Below are 22,399 nucleotides of genomic sequence, written 5' to 3' on the forward strand. Positions count from 1 at the left end.
CGCCGTTGCGCATCGTCCGCCCCTCCGGCATGAACGAAGGCAGGCCATGAGCGACCGTCCCCACCTCCTCCTTGTCGACGACGAGCGCTCGATCCGCGAGCCGCTTGCCGCCTATCTCCAGAAGAACGGTTTCCGCGTGACTGCGGTCGGCGATGCCGCCGCGGCGCGCCAAAGGTTGGCGGGCTATGCGATCGATCTGGTCGTGCTCGACATCATGATGCCAGGTGAGGACGGGCTCAGCCTGTGCCGTCATATCCGCGAGACCGGTGAGATTCCGGTGATCCTGCTGACCGCGCGCAGCGAGGAGACCGACCGTATCGTCGGCCTGGAAATGGGCGCCGACGATTATGTGCTCAAGCCATTTTCGCCGCGCGAACTGATCGCGCGGATCAAGGTGATCCTGCGCCGCGCGGGCAATGGCGGCGCGCGCCACCGCGCGCCCGAAAGCGAAAGCTATGCCTTTGCGGGCTGGGTGCTGAAGGCGGGCGAGCGGACATTGGTCGACAGCGACGGCGTCTCGGTGCCGCTTTCCACGGGCGAATATAATCTGCTGCTCGCGCTGGTCAGCCGGCCCAACCAGGTGCTGAGCCGCGACCAGCTGCTCGACATCACCCAGGGGCGCGAGGCCAATCCCTTCGATCGCGCGATCGACAACCAGATCAGCCGCCTGCGCCGCAAGGTCGAGCCCGATCACCGCAACCCGGCATTGATCAAGACCGTCTGGGGCGGCGGATATACGCTGGCCGCCGACGTGACCCGGCTGGGATGATGGCGGTGCTGAACAGGCTCTGGCCCCGCAACATGTCGGGCCAGATCGCGCTAGTGGTGGGCATCGCCCTGCTCGTCGCGCAGGCGATCAATTTCGGGCTGCTGGTGCGCGCGCGCGATCGCCAGGAATTGATCCAGGTCGCGGCGCCCGCGATCGCGCGCCTTGCCGATGCGATCGAACGCAATGCCGCCGGCACCCCGATGGTGCGCGAACGCGGACCCTGGATGTCGCGCCGCGGCGTCTTCGTCGAACAGAAGAGCCGGGTGACGCCCGGCATGCCGGTTCGCGAGGATATCGCCGAGCGCGCGCGCGTCGCATTGCACGATCTGCGTGTTCCTGTGCTCCGGATCGAGGCGGCGCAGGCCGATGGTTCCACCGTGCAGCTTCCCGGTCATGACCGCATCGCCCAGCTGCGCGACACGATCGATCCCGAACGGCGCAACAAGCGCCCCTATCTGATCGTCGCGGCGGAAGTGGAGCCGGGCCGGTGGATCAATCTGGTCACCCGCCTGCCGTCCCGCGACCCCCGGTTCCTCGGCTGGCTCTTCCTCCAGACCATGATCCTCTATGGGGTGGTGCTGGCGGCGGTGCTCTGGAGCGTGCGCCGCGTGGCGCGCCCTTTGCGCGAGCTGACGGGCGCGGTCGAGGGCTTCCGCAGCGCGGAGAACAGCATCGCGGTGCCCGAAAGCGGCCCGTCCGACGTTCGCCGGCTGGTGGCGGCCTATAATGGCATGCGCACGCGCATTGCCGGGCTGCTCGACGAGAAGGACAGGATGCTGGGCGCGATCGGCCATGATCTGCGTACGCCGCTGGCCTCGTTGCGCGTGCGGGCCGAGGGCATGGAGGACGAGGCCGAACGCGACCGCATGGCCGCGACCATCGAGGAAATGAACCGGACGCTCGACGATATCCTGTCGCTGGCGCGGCTCGGCCGGCCGAGCGAGGCGGAGACGCGTGTCGATCTGTCCGCCTTGCTCGATCAGGTGGTCGACGATTTCCAGGCGCTGGGTGCGGAGGTTTCGCTTGCCGACACGCCGCGCACCACCGTGACGATCCGACCGACGCTCATCACCCGGGCATTGCGCAACCTGATCGACAATGCCGTCAAATATGGCGGCGTCGCCAAGGTCGATATCGTGTCCGAGGCAAAGGGCGTGGCGGTCACCATCGACGATGAAGGGCCGGGTATTCCTGAAGACAAGATCGAGGCGATGTTCGAGCCTTTCACCCGGCTCGAGCAGTCGCGCAGCCGCGAGACCGGGGGGACTGGCCTGGGGCTCGCGCTCGCCAAGGCGATCGCGCTCCAGCATGGCGGGCGGCTGACGCTCGAGAATCGTGCGGCGGGCGGCCTGCGCGCGACGCTCTGGCTGCCGAACTGAGCGCATATTTCATCGGCTGGGACGCACCGGCTTTATGAAAGATTTTACCACTTTTCCCTAGAGACCGAGGCATGAACGCTCATGCCATGATCGTCGCCGAAGCCGCGCCGGATGTCCGTCCGCGTTCCGCGGTCAGCACGGGCGTCGGGCTTGTCGGTCTTGCCGGTCTCTTCGGCTGGATCTTCGTTGCCCGCCATTTCGGCATGGACGGACCATTGTCCGCCCTGACCGGTGTCGTCTGTTGCGGCCTGCCGATGGTCCTGTGGTCGCTGCTCGTCGACAAGGTCCATCGCAACCCGTCGACCGGCATCGACTGGTCGATGGCCCCGCGTCCGATCAAGGACAGCATCGACATCAGCCTGGTCAAGATCGCCGGCCTCTGGGCGACATGGGGCGCGATCGCCGTCGTCTATTGCGTCGGCCGCTGGTATTGGAGCGGCAGCTATCTCTTCGCGATGGAAGTGCTCATCACCCTCGCGCCGACCCTCGCCATCGTATCGATTCCCTATGTGATCTGGATCGACCGGCGCCTGATCGAGCCGCGCGATGGCGCATATGCCTTCGGCCAGTTCCTGATCGGCCAGGGCGTAGCCGATCGCACCATTCTCCACGATCATTTCCGGGCCTGGGCGGTCAAGGGCTTCTTCTCCGCCTTCATGATCTCGATCGTTCCCGGCGGGTTCGGCGACCTCGTCCGCGAGCCGCTGGCCGCGATGATCGCAAGCCCGGTCATGCTGGTCGGCTGGCTGATCACCGCCATGTTCGTCGTCGACATCGCCTTTGCCACCGTCGGTTACGTGCTGACGATGAAGCCGCTCGATTCGCATATCCGATCGGCCAATCCCTACGCCGCGGGCTGGATGGCGGCGCTGATCTGCTATCCGCCCTTCATCATGATGGGTGACGGCGGCCCGCTCGACTATCATCCGGGCACCGGCGAATGGTCGGACTGGCTGGCCAGCTATCCCGCGGTCGTCATCGTGTTCGGCGCCGTGCTCGTCCTGCTCACCGCCATCTATGCCTGGGCGACGGTGGCGTTTGGCCTCCGTTTCTCCAACCTCACGCATCGCGGCATCCTGACCCATGGCCCCTATGCCTGGACCAAGCATCCCGCCTATCTGGCGAAGAACGCATTCTGGTGGCTGTCGACGCTGCCTTTTCTCGCCACCACCGGCAATCCGATCGACGCGGTCCGCAACACCCTGCTGATGGCGGCGGTCAGCGGCGTCTATTACTGGCGCGCGCGCACCGAAGAGAAGCATCTCGGCGCCGATCCCGCCTATCGCGCCTATGTCGAATGGATGGATCGCAATGCGCCGATCCCGCGCCTGATCCGCCGCATCACCGGAGCCTCGACTTGAACCGGATTGGGCGCCGCTATGTCGTGCCCTTGATGATCTCGCTCGGCATCACCGCACTCACCATCGCGGGCACGGCGGCGGGATTGTCCTGGCTTGCCCAAAAACCCACCGGGAACCAGGAAGCGGCCGAACGGCGTGCCGAGGCGGAGGCCGCCAGCAAGCGGGCCGCTATCATCGATGCGCCCCGCGCCGCGGTGGCGGCGCAGCCGGCGCCGGACGGTGGAACCGGTATTGCGGCGCCCAGGGTCGAAGCCGCGCCGCGAATGCCGCGGGTCGTGGCGGGGCCGGTGCCGCCGATCGATCCGGCCGCCGCGGCGCGGGTCGCCAGCTTTTCGTGCAGCGGCAGATTGAGCGCCGGTCGCGCGCTGGTCTGCTCCGACCTGGGCCTGGCGATCTCCGACTATAATCTCGCACTGCTCTACGATTCGGTGCTGGCGACGCATGCCGGCCGGGCCGGGCTGCGGCGTTCGCAGGATCAGTGGAAGGTCGGGCTCGATCGCATCGGCAACGACAGGCAACGGGTCGCCGACCATTACCGACGCCGTTTCGATGAACTTTCGAGGCTCCAGGCCGGCCTGCGCTGATCGGCGAACCCGATCGACTCCGCATTCCCTGGTTTACCGCGGTTCCCGAGCCGGCGGGCTATCCCGCGGCCAATCGCTTCACGACAAGTTTCTGAGAGGTGAGCGCATCGACATCGATGTGACGGTCGAACGCCACGCCCATCCTTTGGCCTTGCGACCAGCGCACCGTTGCCGCCATCTTGCCGCCATCGCCGAAATCGATCGCGACCACGCTGTCGACCGGCATCGGGCGATCGATGTCGATCTGTGCGCCCGATGACGAGATGTTGCGGATGCGCGCCGGGATCGAGCGCGATTCGTAGTGGAGCAGCGCCGTACGCAGCATGAGGATGCGCGGCGCGCGGCTGTGATCATAGCCGTCCGTGGTCAGGATGCGGGACGGGCTGGCAATCGTCTCGGCCGCCTCCCGCGCGGACATGGGCTTGCCGAAGATATAGCCCTGGATATGCGAGCAGCCGAGCGAGCGGATCAGTTCGAGTTCGTCCCTGGTCTCCGCACCTTCGGCGGTGGTGTCCATGCCGAGCCCTTCGGCGAGCGAGACGATCGCGCCGATGATCGCCGCATTGCGATTGCCGGGCACCGCCGCGCCCTCGACGAACGAGCGGTCGATCTTGATCTTGTCGAAGGGCGCCTTGCGCAGATAGCTGAGCGAGGAATAGCCGGTGCCGAAATCGTCGAGCGCCAGTCGTACGCCGAGCGCCTTGAGGCTGGCGAACATCGCGTCGGTATCGAGTCCCTCGTTCAGGAAGACGCTTTCGGTGATCTCGAGTTCGAGCTGGGCGGGGTCGAGCTGCGATGCGGCAAGCGCGCTCAGCACCACGCCGGGAAAGGCGGGGTTCGCGAATTGCACCGACGACACGTTCACCGCGACGCGGACATGCGACGGCCATTGCGCGGCCTCCATGCAGGCGGTGCGCAGCACCCATTCGCCGATCGCCTGGATCAGGCCGATCTCTTCGGCGATGGGCACGAACAGCTCGGGCGAGATCGGCCCGCGCGTCGGATGATGCCAGCGCAGCAGCGCCTCGAAACCGACGATCGATTCGGCGGCGGCGCAGACCACGGGCTGATAGGCCAGGTGCAGCGCATCGGTCGCGAGCGCATGGCGCAGATCGGTCTCGATCATGCGGCGCTCCTGGGCATTGGCATGCATCGACTGTTCGTAGAAGCGCAGCGCGCCGCGCCCGGCCGCCTTGGCGGCGTAGAGCGCGAGATCGGCGTTGCGCATCAGCGCGTCGGCGGTCGCGCCGTCCTGCGGCCCGATCGCGATGCCGATCGAGGCGCCGATCGAGATATGCGATCCTTCGACCATATAGGGTTCGGAGAGGTGGCGGATAACCTCGGCGGCCAGCGCCTCGATTCTGGACATCGCCGGCGCGACGGGAAGCACCACGGTGAATTCGTCGCCGCCCAGCCGGCCGACGCGGCCGACATCGCCGATCACCGCCTCGAGCCGCTTGGACACCAGTTTGAGCAACGCATCGCCCACGGGATGGCCGAGCGTGTCGTTGACGCTCTTGAACCGGTCCAGGTCGAGCATCATCAGCGCACATGGCGCCGGATTGACGCGCGCATTGCCCAGCGACTGTTCCAGCGTCTGGAACATCAGCGCGCGGTTGGGCAGGCCGGTCAGCGAATCGAAGCGGGCGAGCCGGCTGATCTCAGCTTCGGATTTGCGTTTTTCGGTATAGTCATTGCCGCTGCCGCGAAAGCCGCGAAACTGCCCGAGCGCATCGATGACGGGGCGTCCGGTCACCGACAGCCAGCGCCCTTCGCCGGGCGCCGCCGCGCGTACGGGAAGCTCGGAAAAGCCGAGCCGGCTGGTGAGATAGAATCCGATCGTCCGCTCGACATGCGGGGATGCGAGATCGTCGTCGCCGCCATTGACGATCAGGCTGGCCATTGGCTGGCCGATCAGGTCCGCCGGCTGCTTGCCGAAATATTCGGCGAGCTTGGGCGACGCATAGGTCAACTGGCCGTGACGGTCGGTCTCCCAGAACCAGACGCGCCCATTCTCCTCGAACATCGCGATCAGCGCGCTGGCCTTTGATGCGTCGTTGCGCGCGCGGGCACGCTTGCCGATCTCCGCCTGATCCGCGCGCACGAACGCGATCAGGACCGGCACGAAGATGCTGGCGAACAATGCGCTGACCGACAGATAGGCGGTGTCGCCGCTCGTCATGAGCATCGCGCCGATAAAGCCCGCCACAAAGGCGATGACGAGAACGGGCAGCGAAGAGAAGGCGACGATCGTCGCCAGCGCCGCGACTGCGGTCACGCCGCACAGCGTCTCGCCGAGGCGGGATCCGTCGCTCAGGTCGAGCGTGAATACCGCGCCGAGCGCGATGCCGATCAATGCGGCGAAGACGGTGAGAATCCGGACGCGGCGCGAGGGGGCGAGGCGCTTGCCCCGTGCCGAGCCGACGACACCGAATGCGGCGGGGGCGAGCAGGACCGGCAGCACCGCGAACAGCGCGTGACTGGCCGTATCGGCGTTCCCGAAGCCAAGGCGGAGCGCGGCCTGAAGCGCGCCCGTTGCCAGATAGATCGTTGCCAGCGCCGGGAACAGGCGGAGCGTCCGGCGGACGGCCGCCTGAATCTGCGCGGCTGCGCCCTCGTCACCCTCGACCAGACCCATCACCACGAGCGTCGCGGCGGGAAGGTCAGCCTCGCTGCCTCCAAACGCCCGCCTTGCTCGATTTGTGATTGTCATCGGTGCCCCACGTGATCGGGGCAGCTAGGCAGCAAGCCGTTTAACCTTTGTTAAGGCGACGGCCTAGAAACTCATTTCTTCATAGATTTTCGTGATATCGCCGCCCCAGACACCGTGGAACCGGTCGAGAAGCGCCTGGGCGGGCACGATGCGCGAGGCGGCGATTTCGCGCAGCGGATCGATGAAGCCGCTTTCATTGTCGCCCGAGCTGTTGAGCCGTGCCCGTGCGGTCAGGCCGGCGCTGGCGATCTCGACGATCTCCGGTGCGATGTCGCCGAGCGTGCGCCCGCCGGGGATCGGGGCGTCGAGGCCGAGCCTGGGCACCGCGTTGCGCAGATCCTCGCGCTCCTCCATCGTCCAATGCTTGACCACGTCCCATGCCGCGTCAAGCGCGGTGCCGTCATAGAGCAGGCCGACCCACAAGGCTGGCAATGCGCAGATCCGGTTCCACGGTCCGCCATCGGCGCCGCGCATCTCGAGAAAACTCTTCATCCGCACTTCGGGGAAAGCGGTGGAGAGATGGTCGGCCCAGTCGGATTCGGTCGGCTTCTCGCCCGGCAGCGCCGGCAGGCGGCCATCGAGGAAATCGCGGAAGCTCTGGCCCGCGGCATCGATATATTTGCCGTCGCGATAGACGAAGTACATCGGCACATCGAGCGCATAGTCGGCATAGCGTTCATAGCCGAAACCGTCCTCGAACACGAAGGGCAGCATGCCGGTGCGGTGCGGATCGGTGTCGGACCAGATATGGCTGCGATAGGAGAGGAAGCCGTTGGGCTTGCCCTCGGTGAAGGGCGAATTGGCGAAGAGCGCGGTGGCGAGCGGCTGGAGCGCCAGGCCTACGCGGAACTTCTTCGCCATGTCTGCCTCGGACGCATAGTCCAGATTGACCTGGATGGTGCAGGTGCGCAGCATCATGTCGAGCCCGAGCGAGCCGACGCGCGGCATGTGGCGCAGCATGATCTCGTACCGGCCCTTGGGCATGACCGGCAGTTCGTCGCGCCTTTTGTCGGGCCAGAAGCCCATGCCGAGAATGCCGAAGCCCAGTCGGTCGCCGACTTCCTTCACCTGCGCCAGATGGCGGCCGGTCTCGGCACAGGTCTGGTGGAGATTTTCGAGCGGCGCGCCCGATAGTTCGAGCTGCCCGGCAGGTTCGAGGCTGACATTGCCGTCCGGGCCGGCGAGCGCGATGACGTGCCCGCCTTCGTAGATCGGTTCCCAGCCGAATTTGGTGAGCGCGAGCAGCAGCGCGTGGATGCCGCCGGGTTCGGCATAGCTCGGCGCGCGATGATCGGCGTTCCAATAGACGAATTTCTCGTGCTCGGTGCCGATGCGCCAGCGCTCCGCCGGCTTCTCGCCCTTGGCGAATGCGGAAATGAGCTGCGACCGGTTTTCGATGACCGGATCGTTGCCATTTGAAACCGTCTTTGTGCTCATTGCGCGGCTCTAGCGGGCCAATGTCGCTTTTGAAAGCGGGTGCATAAAATTCCTCTCCACCGCCCGCAGGCGGCTATGCGGTCCAATCCCCCATTGTCGCCATCCAGACGCTGACGGCCGCGGCGGCCGCGGTTTCGGCCCGCAGGATACGCGGTCCCAGCGAGATGCCGACCGCTTGTGGCAATGCGCGGATCGCTTCGCGCTCCTGCGGGTCGAAGCCGCCTTCCGGACCGATCAGAATCGCCGCCGGGCCCGGATGTGTGCGCATCGCTTCGGATGCCGGCGCGCCACCGGTCTCATCGGCGAAGAACAGCGCGCGATTCTCCGGCCAGTCCCGCAGCAGCGCGCTCAGTTTCACCGGCTCCGCCAGCACGGGCAGCGCGGTGCGTCCGCATTGCTCGGCGGCCTCGATCATGTGCGCGCGCAGTCGATCGCCGTTAAGCCGGTCGACGACGGTGCGGCGGGTCAGCACCGGCACCAGCCGGTCGACACCCAGTTCGCACGCTTTCTCCGCCACCCAGTCGACGCGGCCTTTCTTGATCGGCGCGGCGCACAGCCACAGGTCGGGAACCGCCTCGCGCTCGCGCAGCCTGGCGGTCGCCTGCAGGATCAGGTCGCGCTTGCCGACCAGCGTCGCCTCGGCAAGCCATTCGCCGCTCCGGTCGTCGAACAGCTTGACCACGCCGCCGGGCTTCAGCCGCATGACCGAGAGCAGATAATGCGCCTGGCCCCCGTCGATTCGGATGTCGCGTCCGTCGACGATCTCCTCATCGACGAACAGGCGCGGTGTGCTGTCGGACGGCCAGGCGGGTGTCGCGGTCATGGCGCTATGTACCGCGGCTTGTCGCCGGGTACATAGGGGTGATGAGCAGCGATTCAGAGATTGTCCCCGATACCCAATATGGCGCGCTGATGCGTGCGTTGCCGGCGAAACTGCGCGGCTTCGCCCTGCTCGCGCGGTTCGATCGGCCGATCGGTTGGTGGCTGCTGTTCTGGCCGTGCGCATGGGGCGTGGCGCTTGCCGGCGGATTGCGGACGCAGTGGAGCCTGGTGTTCTGGCTGCTGCTCGGCGCCGTTGCGATGCGCGGGGCCGGATGCGTCTATAACGACATCGTCGACCGCGATCTCGACCGAAGCGTCGCGCGGACGCGCAGCCGGCCGCTTGCGAGCGGCGCGGTGTCGGTCAAGGCAGCCTGGATCTGGTTGCTGCTGCTATGCCTGATCGGGCTGATCGTGCTGCTGCGGCTCGATCGCGTCGCACAGGTCATCGCGCTGGGCAGCTTGGCGCCGGTCGCCGCCTATCCCTTCATGAAACGGATCACCTGGTGGCCCCAGGCCTGGCTCGGCCTTGTCTTTTCCTGGGGCGCGCTGGTCGGCTGGGCGGCGGTGCGTGGTGCGGTCGAACTGCCGATGTTGCTGCTCTATGCGGGCTCGATCTGCTGGGTGGTCGGTTATGATACGCTCTATGCGCTGCAGGATCGGGAGGATGACGCGCTGATCGGCATCCGGTCTTCGGCGCGGCGCATGGGCAATCATGTGCGCGCCGGTGTGCTCGGTTTCTACGTGGCCGCGCTGGCCTTCTGGGCAGTCGCGATCTGGCTGGTCAGGCCGGACTGGATCGCGCTGATCGCCCTGCTGCCGATGGCGGGGCATCTCATCTGGCAGGTCGCCGCACTCGATCCCGATGATGGCATAGACGGCCTCGTCAAGTTCCGTGCGAACCGCTTTGCCGGTTTTCTGATGTTCCTTGCCTGCGCGGCGGTGGGCACGGCCGGTTGATTGAGGGGTGGAAGCGGCGCCTCCTAACGCTTCGACCTTCATCACTTCAGGCTGATCCAGCCTGAAGTGATGAAGGTCTCAACCATGTGCGGGAGCCCGATTCACGTTCTCGGTGGAAGCATGAAGTGCTTCCACCTCAAACGATCAGGCTCTAGGTGCGAACCATGCTGAGCGTATCCCAAGCCGAATCCCGCACTGCCGATCTCGTGGCGCTTGCCCGCAAGGCCGGCGCCGATGCCGCCGACGCCCTGTATGTCGGGGGCGCGTCCACCCAGGTCCAGGTGCGGCTGGGCGCGCTCGAGGATGTCGAGCGTTCGGAAGGGGAAGAGATCGGGCTTCGCGCCTTTGTCGGTAGCCGGTCGGCCAGCGCTTCAACGTCGGATTTGTCGGCCGAGGCATTCGCTGCATTGGTCGAGCGCGTCGTCGCGATGGCGCGCGAGGCGCCGGAAGATCCCTGGGCCGGCCTTGCGCCGGAGGATCGGGTGATGCGCGGCGATCCGCCGACGCTCGATATCGACGATGGCGGCGCGGCCGAGCCCGCCGCGCTCAAGGCGCGCGCGCTGGAAGCGGAAGAGGCGGCGCGCGCGGTGGCGGGCGTCACCAACAGCGAAGGCGCCGGCGCGGGCGCCAGCCGTTCGATCGTCGCACTTGCCACCTCGGCGGGATTCGCGCGGGGCTATATCGGCAGTAGCCACGGGGTTTCCGCGAGCGTGCTTGCGGGCACGGGGGCTGGCATGCAGCGCGATTATGCGCATCATTCGGCACGTTATATCGGCGATCTCGACGATCCCGTCGCGGTCGGCCGCCGCGCGGGCGAACGCGCCGTGGCCCGGCTCGATCCGGCGCGTCCGCGCAGCGGCGCGATGCCGGTGGTCTACGATCCGCGCGTCTCGCCGGGGCTGATCGGCCATCTGATGGGCGCGATCAACGGTGCCGCGATCGCGCGCAAGACCAGCTTCCTGCTCGATTCGCTCGGCCAGGCCGTCTTTGGACCGGATGTCACCATCATCGACGATCCGTTGCGCCCGCGTGGCCTGCGCTCGCGGCCTTTCGACGGAGAGGGGCTGGCGACGGGGCCGACGACGATCATCGATAATGGCGTGCTGACCGGCTGGCTGCTGACCGCCGCGGCCGCACGGCAGCTCGGCATGGCGCCCACCGGCCATGCCGTGCGCGGCATTGGCGGCCCGCCGGGTGCGGGCAGCACCAATCTCCATATGGCAGCGGGCAAGGTCAGCCCGGCCGAGCTGATCGCCGATATCGTCGAAGGCGTCTATGTCACCGAATTGATCGGCATGGGCGTGAATGGCGTGACCGGCGACTATAGCCGCGGCGCATCGGGCTATCTGATCGAAAATGGGCAGATCACGGGCCCGATCGCCGAGATGACGGTGGCGGGCAACCTCAAGGACATGTTCCGCATGCTCGTCCCTGCCGACGATCTCGAATTCCGCCATGCGGTCAACGCCCCGACGCTGCGCATCGAGGGCATGACGGTGGCCGGTGCCTGAGGCGCTGATCGACCGGGTCGCCGCCATTGCGGCAGAGGCGGGGGCGATGGCGCTCTCGCGCTGCGAGAGCGACTATAAGAGATGGGAAAAGGCGCCGGGCAATCCGGTGTGCGAGATCGACCATGCCGTCAACGACATGCTGCGCGAACGGCTTTACGCGCTCGACCCCGAGGCGGGTTGGCTGTCGGAGGAAACGGTGGACAGCGCCGAACGGCTGCTGGTCCCGCGTGTCTGGGTGGTCGATCCCATCGACGGTACGCGCGATTATATGCGCGGCCGGCCAGGCTGGGCGGTGAGCGTCGCCCTGGTTGAAGGCGGAACGGTGATGCTTGGCGTGCTCGATGCGCCGGCGCGCGGCGAACAATGGCGTGCCGTGGCGGGACAGGGGTCATGGCGCAACGGCGTCGCGCTTTCCGCCAGCCGCCGCGAAATATTTGCCGGCGCGCGCGTGCCGACCGATGCGCTGCCCCGGGTCGACAGCGACCTGACCGCGGTGTTCAAACCCAATTCGATCGCGTTGCGCATCGCCATGGTCGCCGCCGACGAAGCCGATCTGGTCGCGACGTTGCGCTGGGGCAATGAATGGGACATCGCCGCCGCGGTCCTGATCGCCAAGGAGGCCGGCGCCTGCGTCACCGATGCGTTCGGCGGCGCGCTGCGTTTCAACAGCACAAAGGGCGAAGCGTTCGGCGTGATCGCCTGCGCGCCAGGCATCCATGCCGATGCGGTCGAGCGGCTGCACGAACGGGCGGAAAAGGGCATCATCCGCTAGCGGATATCGACCTCATAGGTCATGCCAGCGGGACGTTTGCATAAGTCACGCTCTACCTGTCATCCTCGCGAAAGCGGGGATCCCGCTATTCCGTGAAGTCTCAGAAAAAGAAGAAGAAGTTGGATCCCCGCTTTCGCGGGGATGACATTGTGGGGGCACCGTTGAGGCTGCGATCTCTCGATGAACGAAGCGCGATCCGGTTGGAAGATCCGATCGCTTCCATTTCGGATCGATCTCCTGAGCGGTCTTAACGATGCCTCAACCCGGCGCCGTCGAAGCATTGCATCGAAACCAGGGGGGGCTGCCATGCTGACACTGCGCAGATTGTTGACCGAAACGCGCGGCGCGACTGCGATCGAATATGCGCTGATCGCCTCGCTGATCTCGCTGGCCTGCATCATCGCGTTCGTGAATCTCGGCCTGTCATTGACCGGCACGCTGAACTTTTTGACCAACGCCATGCGCGGCGCCGGATAGGGTCAGCCGATCTTCGGCAATCCCAATCTCGGGATGTCGATCGCCGGGCAACGGTCCATCACCACCTTGAGCCCCGCCGCTTCGGCGCGCGCGGCGGCGTCTTCGTTGATCACGCCCAATTGCATCCAGACCGCTTTGACGCCGGCGGCGATCGCCCGATCGACCGCATCGCCGGCGGCCTCGGGGCGGCGGAAGATGTCGACCATGTCGATCGGCTCGCCGATCTGGGCGAGTTCGCGCCAGACATATTCGCCATGGACATGCTCGCCGGTGATCTGCGGATTGACCGGGATCACGCGATAGCCGTGATTCTGCAGGAAGTGCATGACCCGGTAGCTCGGCCGGTCGGGACGGTCCGATGCGCCGACCAGAGCGATGGTGCGCGTTTCCGCAAGCAGTGCGGCGATATCTTCGTCTCGGGTCAGGGGCATCGGGTCATCCTTAAACAAGACCAACGAATCATCCCGCCGGCTGGTTCAACCATTCGGCGATCCGCGCGGCAATCGCATGGAAGGCGGTTGCGTCGGGCCCATTGCCCGCGGCCGGCGGTTCGCCCGCGTCGGATGCGGTCCGGATGCCCAGCGTCAGCGGGATACGGCCGAGGAAATCATGGCCCATCACATTTGCCGCGGCCTGAACCCCGCCGGTGCCGAACGGATCGGAGACTTCGCCGCAATGCGGGCATTCATAACCCGCCATATTCTCGATCAGGCCGATGATCGGCACACCGGACTGGGCGAACAGGTCGATCGCGCGGGTCGCGTCCATCAACGCCAGGTCCTGCGGCGTCGAGACGATCACCGCGCCCGCCGGCTTCTGCTTCTGGATCATCGAAAGCTGGATATCGCCGGTCCCGGGCGGCAGGTCGGCGATCAGCAGCTCGACATCGCCCCAGTCGGCATCGATGATCTGGCCCAGCGCATTGCCCGCCATCGGTCCGCGCCATGCGATCGCCTGGCCCGGCTTGGCGAGATGGCCCATCGACAGCATCGGAATGCCATAGGGGCTGTCGATGGGAATCAGTTTCTTGTCCTCGGCCTGCGGGCGGCGGCCCTCGGTGCCGAGCAGCCGGGGCTGCGACGGACCGTAGATATCGGCGTCGACCAGGCCGACCCTGAAGCCGAGCGCCTTGAGCGCCAGCGCCAGATTCGCGGCGACGGTCGATTTGCCGACGCCGCCCTTGCCGCTGCCCACCGCGATCAGGCGGCGTCCCTTTTTCTCGCTGGTCATGGCGACGCGGACTTCGGAAACGCCATCTTCCGCCAGCAGCGCGGCCTTGATCGCACCTTCCATCTTCAGCCGTTGGTCGCCCGAAAGCCCCGTCACGTCGAGGATCAGGCTGGCGCGTCCGTCGGCCAGGCGAATCCCGGCGGCACGGCCTTCGGCGATGGGAGCAATAGCGGCGAGCAGGCGATCTTGATCGGTCATGCGCGCCAGATAGGCAGAGTTTCGGCCAATGCCACTGTTTTTCCCGAAAGCGCTTCCTATAATGGCGGTCATGAACAAGAGATCGGGGTGGTTGGCGTCCATTGGCGCCGTGCTGAGCGAAAATGGCGGCCCATGGGGCGGCCGAGGCGGTGGCGATGGCGAAGGTTCGGGCGGCGGCGGCCGACCGAGCCCGTGGAGCCGTCCACCGGGCGATGGCTCTCGCGGACGCGGCGGCCGGCCTGGCCCCTCGGCGGTCGATCAGATCCTCGCCAAGCTCCGCGAGCTGTTTGGCGGCCCGGGCGGCGGCTTTCCGCGCCCTGGCGGGGTCGTCATCTGGCCCTATGTCGGGCTGGCCTTTCTGTGCCTGTGGCTTGCCATGACCTCGATCCATCGGATCGGCCCCGAACAGGCGGGCGTCATCACCACGCTCGGCAAATATTCGCGCACGCTGGGGCCGGGCGTCAGCTTTTCGCTGCCCGCGCCGATCGAGCGCGTGCAGAAGATCGATATCCAGGCGATCCGCACCATTCCGATCGGCCAGCCCGGCGGTGACGACAATCTGGTGCTGACCGGCGATCAGAATCTCGTCGACCTCGCCTATACCGTGCGCTGGAGCGTCAAGCCGGGCGCGGCGGAACAATATCTGTTCCAGCTCGCCGATCCCGAGCAGACCATCGGCGAGGTCGCCGAAAGCGCGATGCGCGCGGTGCTCGCCAATTTTACGCTGATCCAGGCGATCGGCCCCGGCCGCAACGAGGTGGAACAGCGCGTCAGCGAGACGATGCAGTCGATCCTCGACGATTATAAGGCGGGCGTGCAGATCCAGGGCGTCTCGATCAATCAGGCCGATCCGCCGAGTCTGGTCAACGACGCGTTCAAGGAAGTGACCGCCGCGCAGCAGCGCGTCCAGTCCAACCTGAACGAGGCGCGCACCTATGCGCAGCAGGTGGTCGCACGCGCGCAGGGTGAGGCCGAGTCGTTCAACAAGGTCTATGAACAGTATCGGCTCGCGCCCGAAGTGACGCGGCGACGCATGTATTACGAAACGATGGAACGGGTGCTTTCGAAAGTGGACAAGACGATCGTCGAGGCGCCGGGCGTGACACCCTATCTGCCGCTGCCCCAGCTTCAGCGCCGTCCGGCGGAAGGAGCGGCACAATGATCGATCGTATCGGCCGTCATCCCATCGCCGCGGCGCTGATCGCGATCGCGCTGCTGCTCGTCCTTGCGTCCACTCTGGTGGTGGTGCCGGAAACCAAGCAGGGCGTGGTGCTCCGCTTCGGTCAGCCTGTCGCGATCATCAACCAATATAATCCGAAGCAGAGCTTCGGCGGCGATGGCGCCGGCCTGATCGCCAAACTGCCGTTCGTCGACGACATCACCTGGATCGACAAGCGTATCCTGTCGATCACCATGGATCAGCAACAGGTGCTCTCGACCGACCAGCTCCGGCTTCAGGTGGACGCCTTTGCGCGTTTCCGCGTCGTCGATCCGCTGCGCATGGTGATCACCGCGAAGAATACCGAGAATGTCGCGGCGGCGCTGCGGCCGATCCTCGGTTCGGCGCTTCGCAACGAGCTCGGCAAGCGGCCGTTCGCGGCGCTGCTCAGCGCCGAGCGGGGCCAGGTGATGGACAATATCCAGGCGGGGCTCAACCGCACCGCCCGCCAATATGGCGCCGAGATCGTCGATGTCCGCATCAAGCGCGCCGACCTGCCCGAAGGCGCGCCGCTCGACAGCGCGCTGGAGCGGATGCGCACCGCGCGTGTTCAGGAAGCGCGCACGATCGAGGCTCAGGGGCTGAAACAGGCGCAGTTCGTTCGCGCCCAGGCCGATGCCGATGCGGCCAAGGCTTATGCGGAGGCGTTCAACAAGGATGCGGGCTTCTACGATTTCTATCGCGCGATGCAGTCCTATGAGCAGACCTTCATCCCCGGAGAGGGCAAAGGCGGTTCGTCGATCATCCTCTCGCCGGACAACAGCTATCTGCGCGAGTTTCGTGGCACTCGCTGAGCCGGGATTTGGACCCGGGACCATTCAAACTGCGTTAAGCCGTCGTGGAGCAGCCTGACGGCAAACCGCAGGCCCGCATGACGGGCAAGTGAAGGAAGTTGGAAGGAATATGACCGTGCGCTACGCTTACGCCATCACCACCGCTCTGCTCCTGGGTGGAGCCGCCATCACCATCGGCACCAATGTCGGCGCGCAGACCGCGCAGAATGACGATCGGTCGATGGCCGCCGCTGCGCCGCGCGGCGCGCCGATGAGCTTCGCCGCGCTCACCGAACGGCTGGCGCCCGCCGTGGTCAACATCTCGACCAAGCAGACCGTCCAGGTCCAGCAGCAGCAGAATCCGTTCGCCGGCACGCCCTTCGGCGATCTGTTCGGCCAGTTCGGCGGCCAGCAGGGCGGCCGCCCGATCACGCGTGAGGCGCAGTCGCTCGGCTCGGGCTTCATCATCTCGGCGGACGGCTATATCGTCACCAACAACCATGTCGTGGCGCCGGGCAACCGCAGCGCGGTGGTCGATTCGATCACCGTCACCTTGCCCGACCGCAAGGAATATTCGGCCAAGCTGATCGGCCGCGATGCAGCGTCGGATCTGGCGCTGCTCAAGATCGAGGCGAGCAACCTGCCCTTCGTGAAGTTCGGCGATTCGACCACCGCGCGCGTCGGCGACTGGGTGGTCGCGATCGGCAATCCCTTCGGCCTGGGCGGGACCGTGACCGCGGGCATCGTTTCCGCGCTCCACCGCAACACCGGCCAGGGCGGCGCGTTCGATCGCTACATCCAGACCGACGCATCGATCAACATGGGCAATTCGGGCGGCCCGATGTTCGACCTCAACGGCAATGTCATCGGCATCAATTCGGCGATCTTCTCGCCGACCGGCGGCAATGTCGGCATCGGTTTCGCCATTCCGGCGGAACAGGCCAAGCCGATCATCGACACGCTGCGTTCGGGCGCGAAGGTGCAGCGCGGCTATCTGGGCGTCGCGCTCCAGCCGCTCGACGAGTCGATCGCGGCATCGCTCGGCTTGCCCAAGAACACGGGCGAGCTGATCGCGCGCGTCGAGCCCGGCGAGGGCGCGGCCAAGGCGGGCATCCAGCAGGGTGACGTGATCACCAAGGTGAACGGCACCCCCGTTTCGCCCGACAGCACATTGTCCTATCTCGTTTCGAACCTGAAGCCCGGCACGCGCGTGCCGATCGAACTGGTGCGCAACGAGAAGCGGATGACGGTCAACGCCACGGTCGGCACCCGTCCGCCCGAAGAGCAGCTTGCCGCGTTCAACGGCGATGGCGAGGACGCCGCGCCGACGCCGGACACCCAGTCCGACGAACAGGCGACGCGCGATTCGATCGGTCTGGCGGTGCAGACGCTGACGCCGCAGATCACCCGCCAGCTCGGCCTGTCGCAGGACGTGCGCGGGCTTGTCGTCGGTGCGGTCGATCCGGCCAGCGACGCTGCCGCATCGGGCATCCAGCGCGGCGATATCATCGTGACCGCCAACCAGCGCCCGGTGGTGCAGCCGACCGACCTCGCCAATGCGGTGAAGGCGTCGGTCGCGGCCAACCGTCCGGTGTTGCTGCTCGTCCAGCGCGGCAACGCCCCGGCACGCTATGTCGGCGTGAAGACGACCAAGCGGAAATGATCCGAACGCCCTTTCCCGTCAGGGAGAGGGCGCTTCCCCGACACATGACAGGCCGCGCGATCCCCGGATCGCGCGGCCTGTCATGTGTCGGGGCGGTGGTAGGGGCGCCGATGCAGGTGGACGCCGCAGAAAACCGGTTCCCACTTTTCCGTGCAATGCGTTAAAGCAGATCCAACGAGTGGAGGACTGCATATGACTGACGAGACCGGCCTTTTCATCGGAACCGGTGGCGGCGAGCGGCAGATCCTCAATTTCAAACGTGCAAATCGCCATGGCCTGATCGCGGGCGCCACGGGCACCGGCAAAACCGTTACGCTCCAGGGCATTGCCGAGGGATTCTCGCGCGCCGGCGTCCCCACTTTCCTGGCCGATGTGAAGGGCGACCTGTCGGGCATGGCGATGGCGGGATCGCCCACCGCCAAGGTCCATGACGCCTTTGCCGCGCGCGCCGCCGAGATCGGCGAAACCGACTGGGCCTATAAGGACAATCCCGTCCAGTTCTGGGATCTGTTCGGCGAACAGGGCCATCCCATCCGCACCACCATTTCCGAGATGGGGCCGCTGCTGCTCAGCCGCCTGCTCGATCTGAACGAGGTCCAGGAAGGGGTGCTCACCATCGCCTTCCACGTCGCCGACAAGGAAGGGCTGTTGCTGCTCGACCTCGACGACCTGCAGGCGATGCTCAGCCATTGCGCGGGCCGGGCCGACGAACTGACGGTCACTTATGGCAATGTCTCCAAGGCGACCGTCGGCACGATCCAGCGCTCGCTGCTTCAGCTCCGCAGCCAGGGCGGCGACCATTTCTTCGGCGAACCCGCGCTCGAGATCGAGGATTTCTTCAAGCTCGACGATCAGGGCAGGGGGATCGTCAACATCCTGGCCGCCGACAAGCTGATGGCGAGCCCCAAACTCTATTCCACCTTCCTGCTCTGGCTGCTTTCCGAACTGTTCGAGACGCTTCCCGAAGTCGGCGACCCCGACAAGCCCAAGCTCGTCTTCTTCTTCGATGAGGCCCATCTGCTGTTCGACGAAGCGCCCAAGGCGTTGCTCGACAAGGTCGAACAGGTCGTCCGCCTGATCCGGTCCAAGGGTGTCGGCGTCTATTTCATCACGCAGAATCCGATCGATATCCCGGAGGATGTCGCGGGTCAGCTCGGCAACCGTGTCCAGCATGCGCTGCGCGCCTTCACGCCGCGCGACGAAAAGGCGATCCGCGCGGCCGCCGAAACCTTCCGCGCCAATCCCGGCGTCGACGTGGCGACCGCGATCACCGAGCTCAAGGTTGGCGAGGCCCTGGTGTCGCTGCTCCAGGCGGACGGTTCGCCGTCACCGGTGCAGCGTACCTTGATCAAGCCGGTCTGCTCACGTGTCGGACCGGTGACGCCGGTCGAACGCGGCGTGATCAAGGAAACCGATGCGGTCGGCGCGAAATACGACACGCTGATCGATCGCGAATCCGCCGAGGAACTGCTCTCGGCCAAGGCAAGCGAGGCGCAGGCCGCCGCCGCCGAGGCCAAGGCGTCGGCCGAGCAGGCCAAGCTCGACGCGGTCCAGGCCAAGGAAGACGAGAAGCAGCGCATCGCCGATGAAAGGGAAGCGGCGCGCCAGGCCAAGGAAACGGAACGCGCGCGTATCGTTGCCGAGCGCGAAGCGGCCCGTCAGGCGCGCGAGGACGCAAAGCCGAGCTTCGCGGAAAAGATGGTCCAGTCCGCGGCGCGCTCCGCGGCGACATCGGTCGGACGCCAGGTGGCCGGGCGGCTGGGCGGCCAGTTGCTGCGCGGTCTGCTCGGCGGCCTCTTCAAGGGCCGTTGATGCGCATGGCTATCGCCATGCTGAGGGGCCGTTGATGCGCACGGCATTCGCCGTGCTGATGGGGGTGGCGGCGTTCATCATGCCCGCCATGGCGCAGGATCGCGCCGCGCTTTCCGGTGGCTATCAGGCCGATCAGATGGAGGTGGGGGCGGCACTGCTGCTCGCGCCCGATGGCCGTTTTCGCTACGTGCTCGACTATGGCGCCGTCAGCGAGAGTGCGGAGGGGCGCTGGACCGCCGAGGGCGACACCGTGCGCCTGACCACCGAGCCCAAGGTGAAGCCCCCTGCCTTTGCGGTGGTGAAGGACGAGCCCGCACAAGCGGGCGAATTGCGGGTCGCGCTGGCCGATCCCGGCTTCGACTGGGGTGATCCGCTCGAGGTTGCGATCGAATTCGCGGGCGTGGCCGGGCGCCGGGTCCGCGTGGTCGGCAAGGATGGGCTGGTGCCGCTGGAAACCGGCGAAACCCCCGTCTCGGTCGTGCCCGTCATGCCAGTCTACGGCATCGCCGAACCGCCGCACCGGCTGACGCCCGGCGGGCACCACATCCTGTTCCGGTTCGACGCCAATGATTTCGGCCGCGCCGATTTCAGCGGCGAACCGCTCCGTATCGACGGCACCACCCTGGTGCTCAACCGCTATGACATCGCGATCCGCTTCAAGCGGGTGGACGATGCCGACGAATGATTGTGAAGGATTGTCCGTGACCCAAGCCACCGCACCGGCCCGCCCGATCGCCGAACTCACGATACGCGGCGTGCTGCTGGGCGGGCTGATCACGCTGCTGTTCACCGCCGCCAATGTCTATCTCGGGCTCAAGGTCGGGCTGACCTTCGCGACGTCGATCCCCGCTGCGGTGATCTCGATGGCGATCCTGCGTTACTTCAAGGATTCGACGATCCTCGAGAATAATATCGTCCAGACCGTCGCGTCGGCGGCCGGCACGCTGGCGGCGATCATCTTCGTGCTGCCAGGCCTCGTCATGATCGGATGGTGGACCGGTTTCCCTTATCTGCTGACCGCCGCGATCTGCGCGACGGGCGGGATATTGGGCGTCATGTTCTCCGTGCCGCTGCGCCGTGCGCTCGTCGTCGACGGCAATTTGCCCTACCCCGAAGGGCGTGCGGCGGCCGAAGTGCTGAAAGTGGGCGCGGAATCGCGCGCCGGCGCTGCGGAGAGCGGCAAGGGGCTGGCGATCATCGTCATCAATGCGCTGGTCTCCGCCGGCTTCGCGGCGTTTGCCAAGACGAAGCTGGTGGTCGAGGAAGCGGCGCTGTTCTTCCGCGCCGGTGCCGGTGCGACGGGCATTTCGGGCGGATTGTCCTTCGCGCTGTTCGGCGCCGGCCATCTGGTCGGCATTTCGGTCGGCATGGCGATGTTCACCGGGCTCGTCATCGGCTGGTGGATCCTACTGCCGATCCTGACCGCGCAGAACCCGATGCCGGGCGAAGTCGAGGTCTGGGCGGGCACGATCTTCCGCAACGATGTGCGCTTCTTCGGTGCCGGGGTGATCGGCGTGGCGGCGATCTGGAGCCTGATCCGCATCGCCGGGCCGGTGACGCGCGGCATCCGTGCGGCGATGGCGGCGTCGGGCGTGTCGCGCGGCGGCGACGCGCTGCCGATCGAGGAGCGCGACATTCCCTTCGGCATCGTCGTCGCCTGCGCGCTCGCCACGATGATCCCGATTGCGATCCTGCTCTGGTCGACGCTCACCGGCGGGCCGCTGGAGGGATCGGCATGGCTGCTGGTGGGCGGCGCGCTGCTGTTCGTGGCGGTCATCGGCCTCGTGATCGCGGCGGTCTGCGGCTATATGGCCGGGCTCATCGGTGCATCGAACAGCCCGGTTTCGGGAATCGGCATCCTGTCGGTGCTGGCGGCCTCGCTGCTGCTCGTCGGCCTGTTCGGCCGCGATATCGATCCGGGTTCGACCGATGCGCTGATCGCCTATGCGCTGATCGTCACCGGCGTCGTCTTCGGCGTCGCGACCATCTCCAACGACAATCTCCAGGATCTCAAGACCGGCCAACTCGTCGGCGCGACACCCTGGAAGCAGCAGGTGGCGCTCGTCTTCGGCGTGATCTTCGGATCGATCATCATCCCGCCCGTGCTCAACCTGCTCAACGAAACGCTCGGCTTCTCCGGCGCTCCCAATGCCGGCCCCAATGCGCTGGCGGCGCCGCAGGCCGCGTTGATCTCGGCGCTGGCGAAGGGCGTGCTGGGCGGTGGGGTCAATTGGCCGATGATCCAGCTCGGCATGCTGGTGGGCGTGGGTGTGATCATTATCGACGAACTGCTGGGCAAGGCGGGCAAGCTGCGGCTGCCGCCACTGGCGATCGGCATCGGCGTCTATCTGCCGATGGCGGTGACGCTGCCGGTGGTGCTCGGATCGGTGATCGGCATGGTCTATGACCGCTGGGCGGACCGGACGGCCGACCCCGAATTCGCGCGTCGCATGGGCGTGCTGACCGCGACCGGCCTGATCGTGGGCGAAAGCCTGTGGGGCGTGGGATTTGCCATGATCGTCTATGCGACCAACAGCGACGCGCCGATGGCGATCGCGCCCGAAGGCTTCGGCCCGGTGGCGCTGATCGCGGGCCCGGTGCTGGTGATCGCGCTGCTGGCCGCGCTGTATCGCTATACCCGGCGGCAGGTGCTGAGCCGGGGGATGTGAAAGGGGGGACGCGTAGTCCATTATCTGTCGCTCCAGCGAAAGCTGGAGCCCAT

The 22,399-nt window shown here is 66.4% G+C and carries 19 protein-coding genes; 14 read left to right on the forward strand and 5 right to left on the reverse strand.

Features of this window, described 5'->3' with window-relative positions; genetic code table 11:
• Nucleotides 1-46: 46 nt before the first annotated feature.
• The 4 genes from AC3WN8_RS05985 to AC3WN8_RS06000 all read left to right on the forward strand — a co-directional run bounded on the left by AC3WN8_RS05985 (nucleotide 47) and on the right by AC3WN8_RS06000 (nucleotide 4,093).
• Entirely contained in the window at nucleotides 47-769 is a 723-nt protein-coding gene (locus AC3WN8_RS05985; protein WP_492668485.1) for a response regulator, read from the forward strand.
• The gene (locus AC3WN8_RS05990) at nucleotides 769-2,148 is read left to right on the forward strand and encodes a sensor histidine kinase (RefSeq protein WP_492668486.1); all 1,380 of its coding nucleotides are present in this window, start codon (nucleotides 769-771) and stop codon (nucleotides 2,146-2,148) included. Before AC3WN8_RS05985 ends, AC3WN8_RS05990 begins: the two co-directional genes overlap by 1 nt.
• Before the next feature lie 71 nt (nucleotides 2,149-2,219).
• On the forward strand, nucleotides 2,220-3,509 hold the full coding sequence (locus AC3WN8_RS05995; RefSeq protein WP_492668487.1) for a methyltransferase family protein: 1,290 nt from the start codon (nucleotides 2,220-2,222) through the stop codon (nucleotides 3,507-3,509).
• Nucleotides 3,506-4,093, forward strand: coding sequence for a hypothetical protein (locus AC3WN8_RS06000; RefSeq protein WP_492668488.1), 588 nt, complete (start codon nucleotides 3,506-3,508; stop codon nucleotides 4,091-4,093). Before AC3WN8_RS05995 ends, AC3WN8_RS06000 begins: the two co-directional genes overlap by 4 nt.
• A gap of 58 nt (nucleotides 4,094-4,151) precedes the next feature.
• On the opposite strand, the gene AC3WN8_RS06005 is transcribed toward AC3WN8_RS06000, so the two are convergent.
• The 3 genes from AC3WN8_RS06005 to AC3WN8_RS06015 form a co-directional block, all read right to left on the reverse strand.
• Nucleotides 4,152-6,806: an EAL domain-containing protein gene (locus tag AC3WN8_RS06005; RefSeq protein WP_492668489.1), complete on the reverse strand. Its 2,655-nt coding sequence runs from the start codon at nucleotides 6,804-6,806 to the stop codon at nucleotides 4,152-4,154.
• A 63-nt stretch (nucleotides 6,807-6,869) separates the two neighbouring features.
• Nucleotides 6,870-8,243, reverse strand: coding sequence for a glutamate--cysteine ligase (locus AC3WN8_RS06010; protein ID WP_492668490.1), 1,374 nt, complete (start codon nucleotides 8,241-8,243; stop codon nucleotides 6,870-6,872).
• Between the two features lie 73 nt (nucleotides 8,244-8,316).
• On the reverse strand, nucleotides 8,317-9,066 hold the full coding sequence (locus tag AC3WN8_RS06015; RefSeq protein WP_492668491.1) for a 16S rRNA (uracil(1498)-N(3))-methyltransferase: 750 nt from the start codon (nucleotides 9,064-9,066) through the stop codon (nucleotides 8,317-8,319).
• A 41-nt stretch (nucleotides 9,067-9,107) separates the two neighbouring features.
• Here AC3WN8_RS06015 and ubiA point away from each other — a divergent pair, with 41 nt between their 5' ends.
• The 4 genes from ubiA to AC3WN8_RS06035 all read left to right on the forward strand — a co-directional run bounded on the left by ubiA (nucleotide 9,108) and on the right by AC3WN8_RS06035 (nucleotide 12,782).
• Nucleotides 9,108-10,022: a 4-hydroxybenzoate octaprenyltransferase gene (ubiA, locus tag AC3WN8_RS06020; protein ID WP_492668492.1), complete on the forward strand. Its 915-nt coding sequence runs from the start codon at nucleotides 9,108-9,110 to the stop codon at nucleotides 10,020-10,022.
• Nucleotides 10,023-10,186: 164 nt separating this feature from the next.
• Nucleotides 10,187-11,533 carry a TldD/PmbA family protein gene (locus tag AC3WN8_RS06025; protein ID WP_492668493.1) on the forward strand — a complete coding sequence of 449 codons (1,347 nt, stop codon included), beginning with the start codon at nucleotides 10,187-10,189 and terminating at the stop codon, nucleotides 11,531-11,533.
• The gene (locus tag AC3WN8_RS06030; protein ID WP_492668494.1) at nucleotides 11,526-12,305 is read left to right on the forward strand and encodes a 3'(2'),5'-bisphosphate nucleotidase CysQ; all 780 of its coding nucleotides are present in this window, start codon (nucleotides 11,526-11,528) and stop codon (nucleotides 12,303-12,305) included. Before AC3WN8_RS06025 ends, AC3WN8_RS06030 begins: the two co-directional genes overlap by 8 nt.
• Before the next feature lie 180 nt (nucleotides 12,306-12,485).
• Nucleotides 12,486-12,782 carry a Flp family type IVb pilin gene (locus AC3WN8_RS06035; protein WP_492668495.1) on the forward strand — a complete coding sequence of 99 codons (297 nt, stop codon included), beginning with the start codon at nucleotides 12,486-12,488 and terminating at the stop codon, nucleotides 12,780-12,782.
• 2 nt (nucleotides 12,783-12,784) lie between these two features.
• On the opposite strand, the gene AC3WN8_RS06040 is transcribed toward AC3WN8_RS06035, so the two are convergent.
• Nucleotides 12,785-13,213, reverse strand: a complete 429-nt coding sequence (locus tag AC3WN8_RS06040; protein ID WP_492668496.1) for a CoA-binding protein — start codon at nucleotides 13,211-13,213, stop codon at nucleotides 12,785-12,787.
• Nucleotides 13,214-13,241: 28 nt separating this feature from the next.
• The gene (locus tag AC3WN8_RS06045; protein WP_492668497.1) at nucleotides 13,242-14,210 is read right to left on the reverse strand and encodes an Mrp/NBP35 family ATP-binding protein; all 969 of its coding nucleotides are present in this window, start codon (nucleotides 14,208-14,210) and stop codon (nucleotides 13,242-13,244) included.
• A 70-nt stretch (nucleotides 14,211-14,280) separates the two neighbouring features.
• Here AC3WN8_RS06045 and hflK point away from each other — a divergent pair, with 70 nt between their 5' ends.
• The 6 genes from hflK to AC3WN8_RS06075 all read left to right on the forward strand — a co-directional run bounded on the left by hflK (nucleotide 14,281) and on the right by AC3WN8_RS06075 (nucleotide 22,346).
• On the forward strand, nucleotides 14,281-15,372 hold the full coding sequence (gene hflK / locus AC3WN8_RS06050; RefSeq protein WP_492668498.1) for a protease modulator HflK: 1,092 nt from the start codon (nucleotides 14,281-14,283) through the stop codon (nucleotides 15,370-15,372).
• Complete coding sequence (hflC, locus tag AC3WN8_RS06055) at nucleotides 15,369-16,223, forward strand: protease modulator HflC (protein WP_492668499.1); 855 nt, start codon at nucleotides 15,369-15,371, stop codon at nucleotides 16,221-16,223. Before hflK ends, hflC begins: the two co-directional genes overlap by 4 nt.
• A gap of 115 nt (nucleotides 16,224-16,338) precedes the next feature.
• Nucleotides 16,339-17,865: a Do family serine endopeptidase gene (locus AC3WN8_RS06060; RefSeq protein WP_492668638.1), complete on the forward strand. Its 1,527-nt coding sequence runs from the start codon at nucleotides 16,339-16,341 to the stop codon at nucleotides 17,863-17,865.
• Nucleotides 17,866-18,057: 192 nt separating this feature from the next.
• A complete protein-coding gene (locus tag AC3WN8_RS06065; RefSeq protein ID WP_492668500.1) occupies nucleotides 18,058-19,677 on the forward strand; it encodes a helicase HerA-like domain-containing protein in 1,620 nt (539 codons plus the stop codon).
• A gap of 34 nt (nucleotides 19,678-19,711) precedes the next feature.
• Nucleotides 19,712-20,362 carry a hypothetical protein gene (locus AC3WN8_RS06070; protein WP_492668501.1) on the forward strand — a complete coding sequence of 217 codons (651 nt, stop codon included), beginning with the start codon at nucleotides 19,712-19,714 and terminating at the stop codon, nucleotides 20,360-20,362.
• A gap of 16 nt (nucleotides 20,363-20,378) precedes the next feature.
• Nucleotides 20,379-22,346, forward strand: coding sequence for an OPT family oligopeptide transporter (locus AC3WN8_RS06075; protein WP_492668502.1), 1,968 nt, complete (start codon nucleotides 20,379-20,381; stop codon nucleotides 22,344-22,346).
• Nucleotides 22,347-22,399 lie beyond the last annotated feature (53 nt).

It is taken from the genome of Sphingobium sp. FW305-3-2-15-F-TSA7, assembly GCF_058787155.1.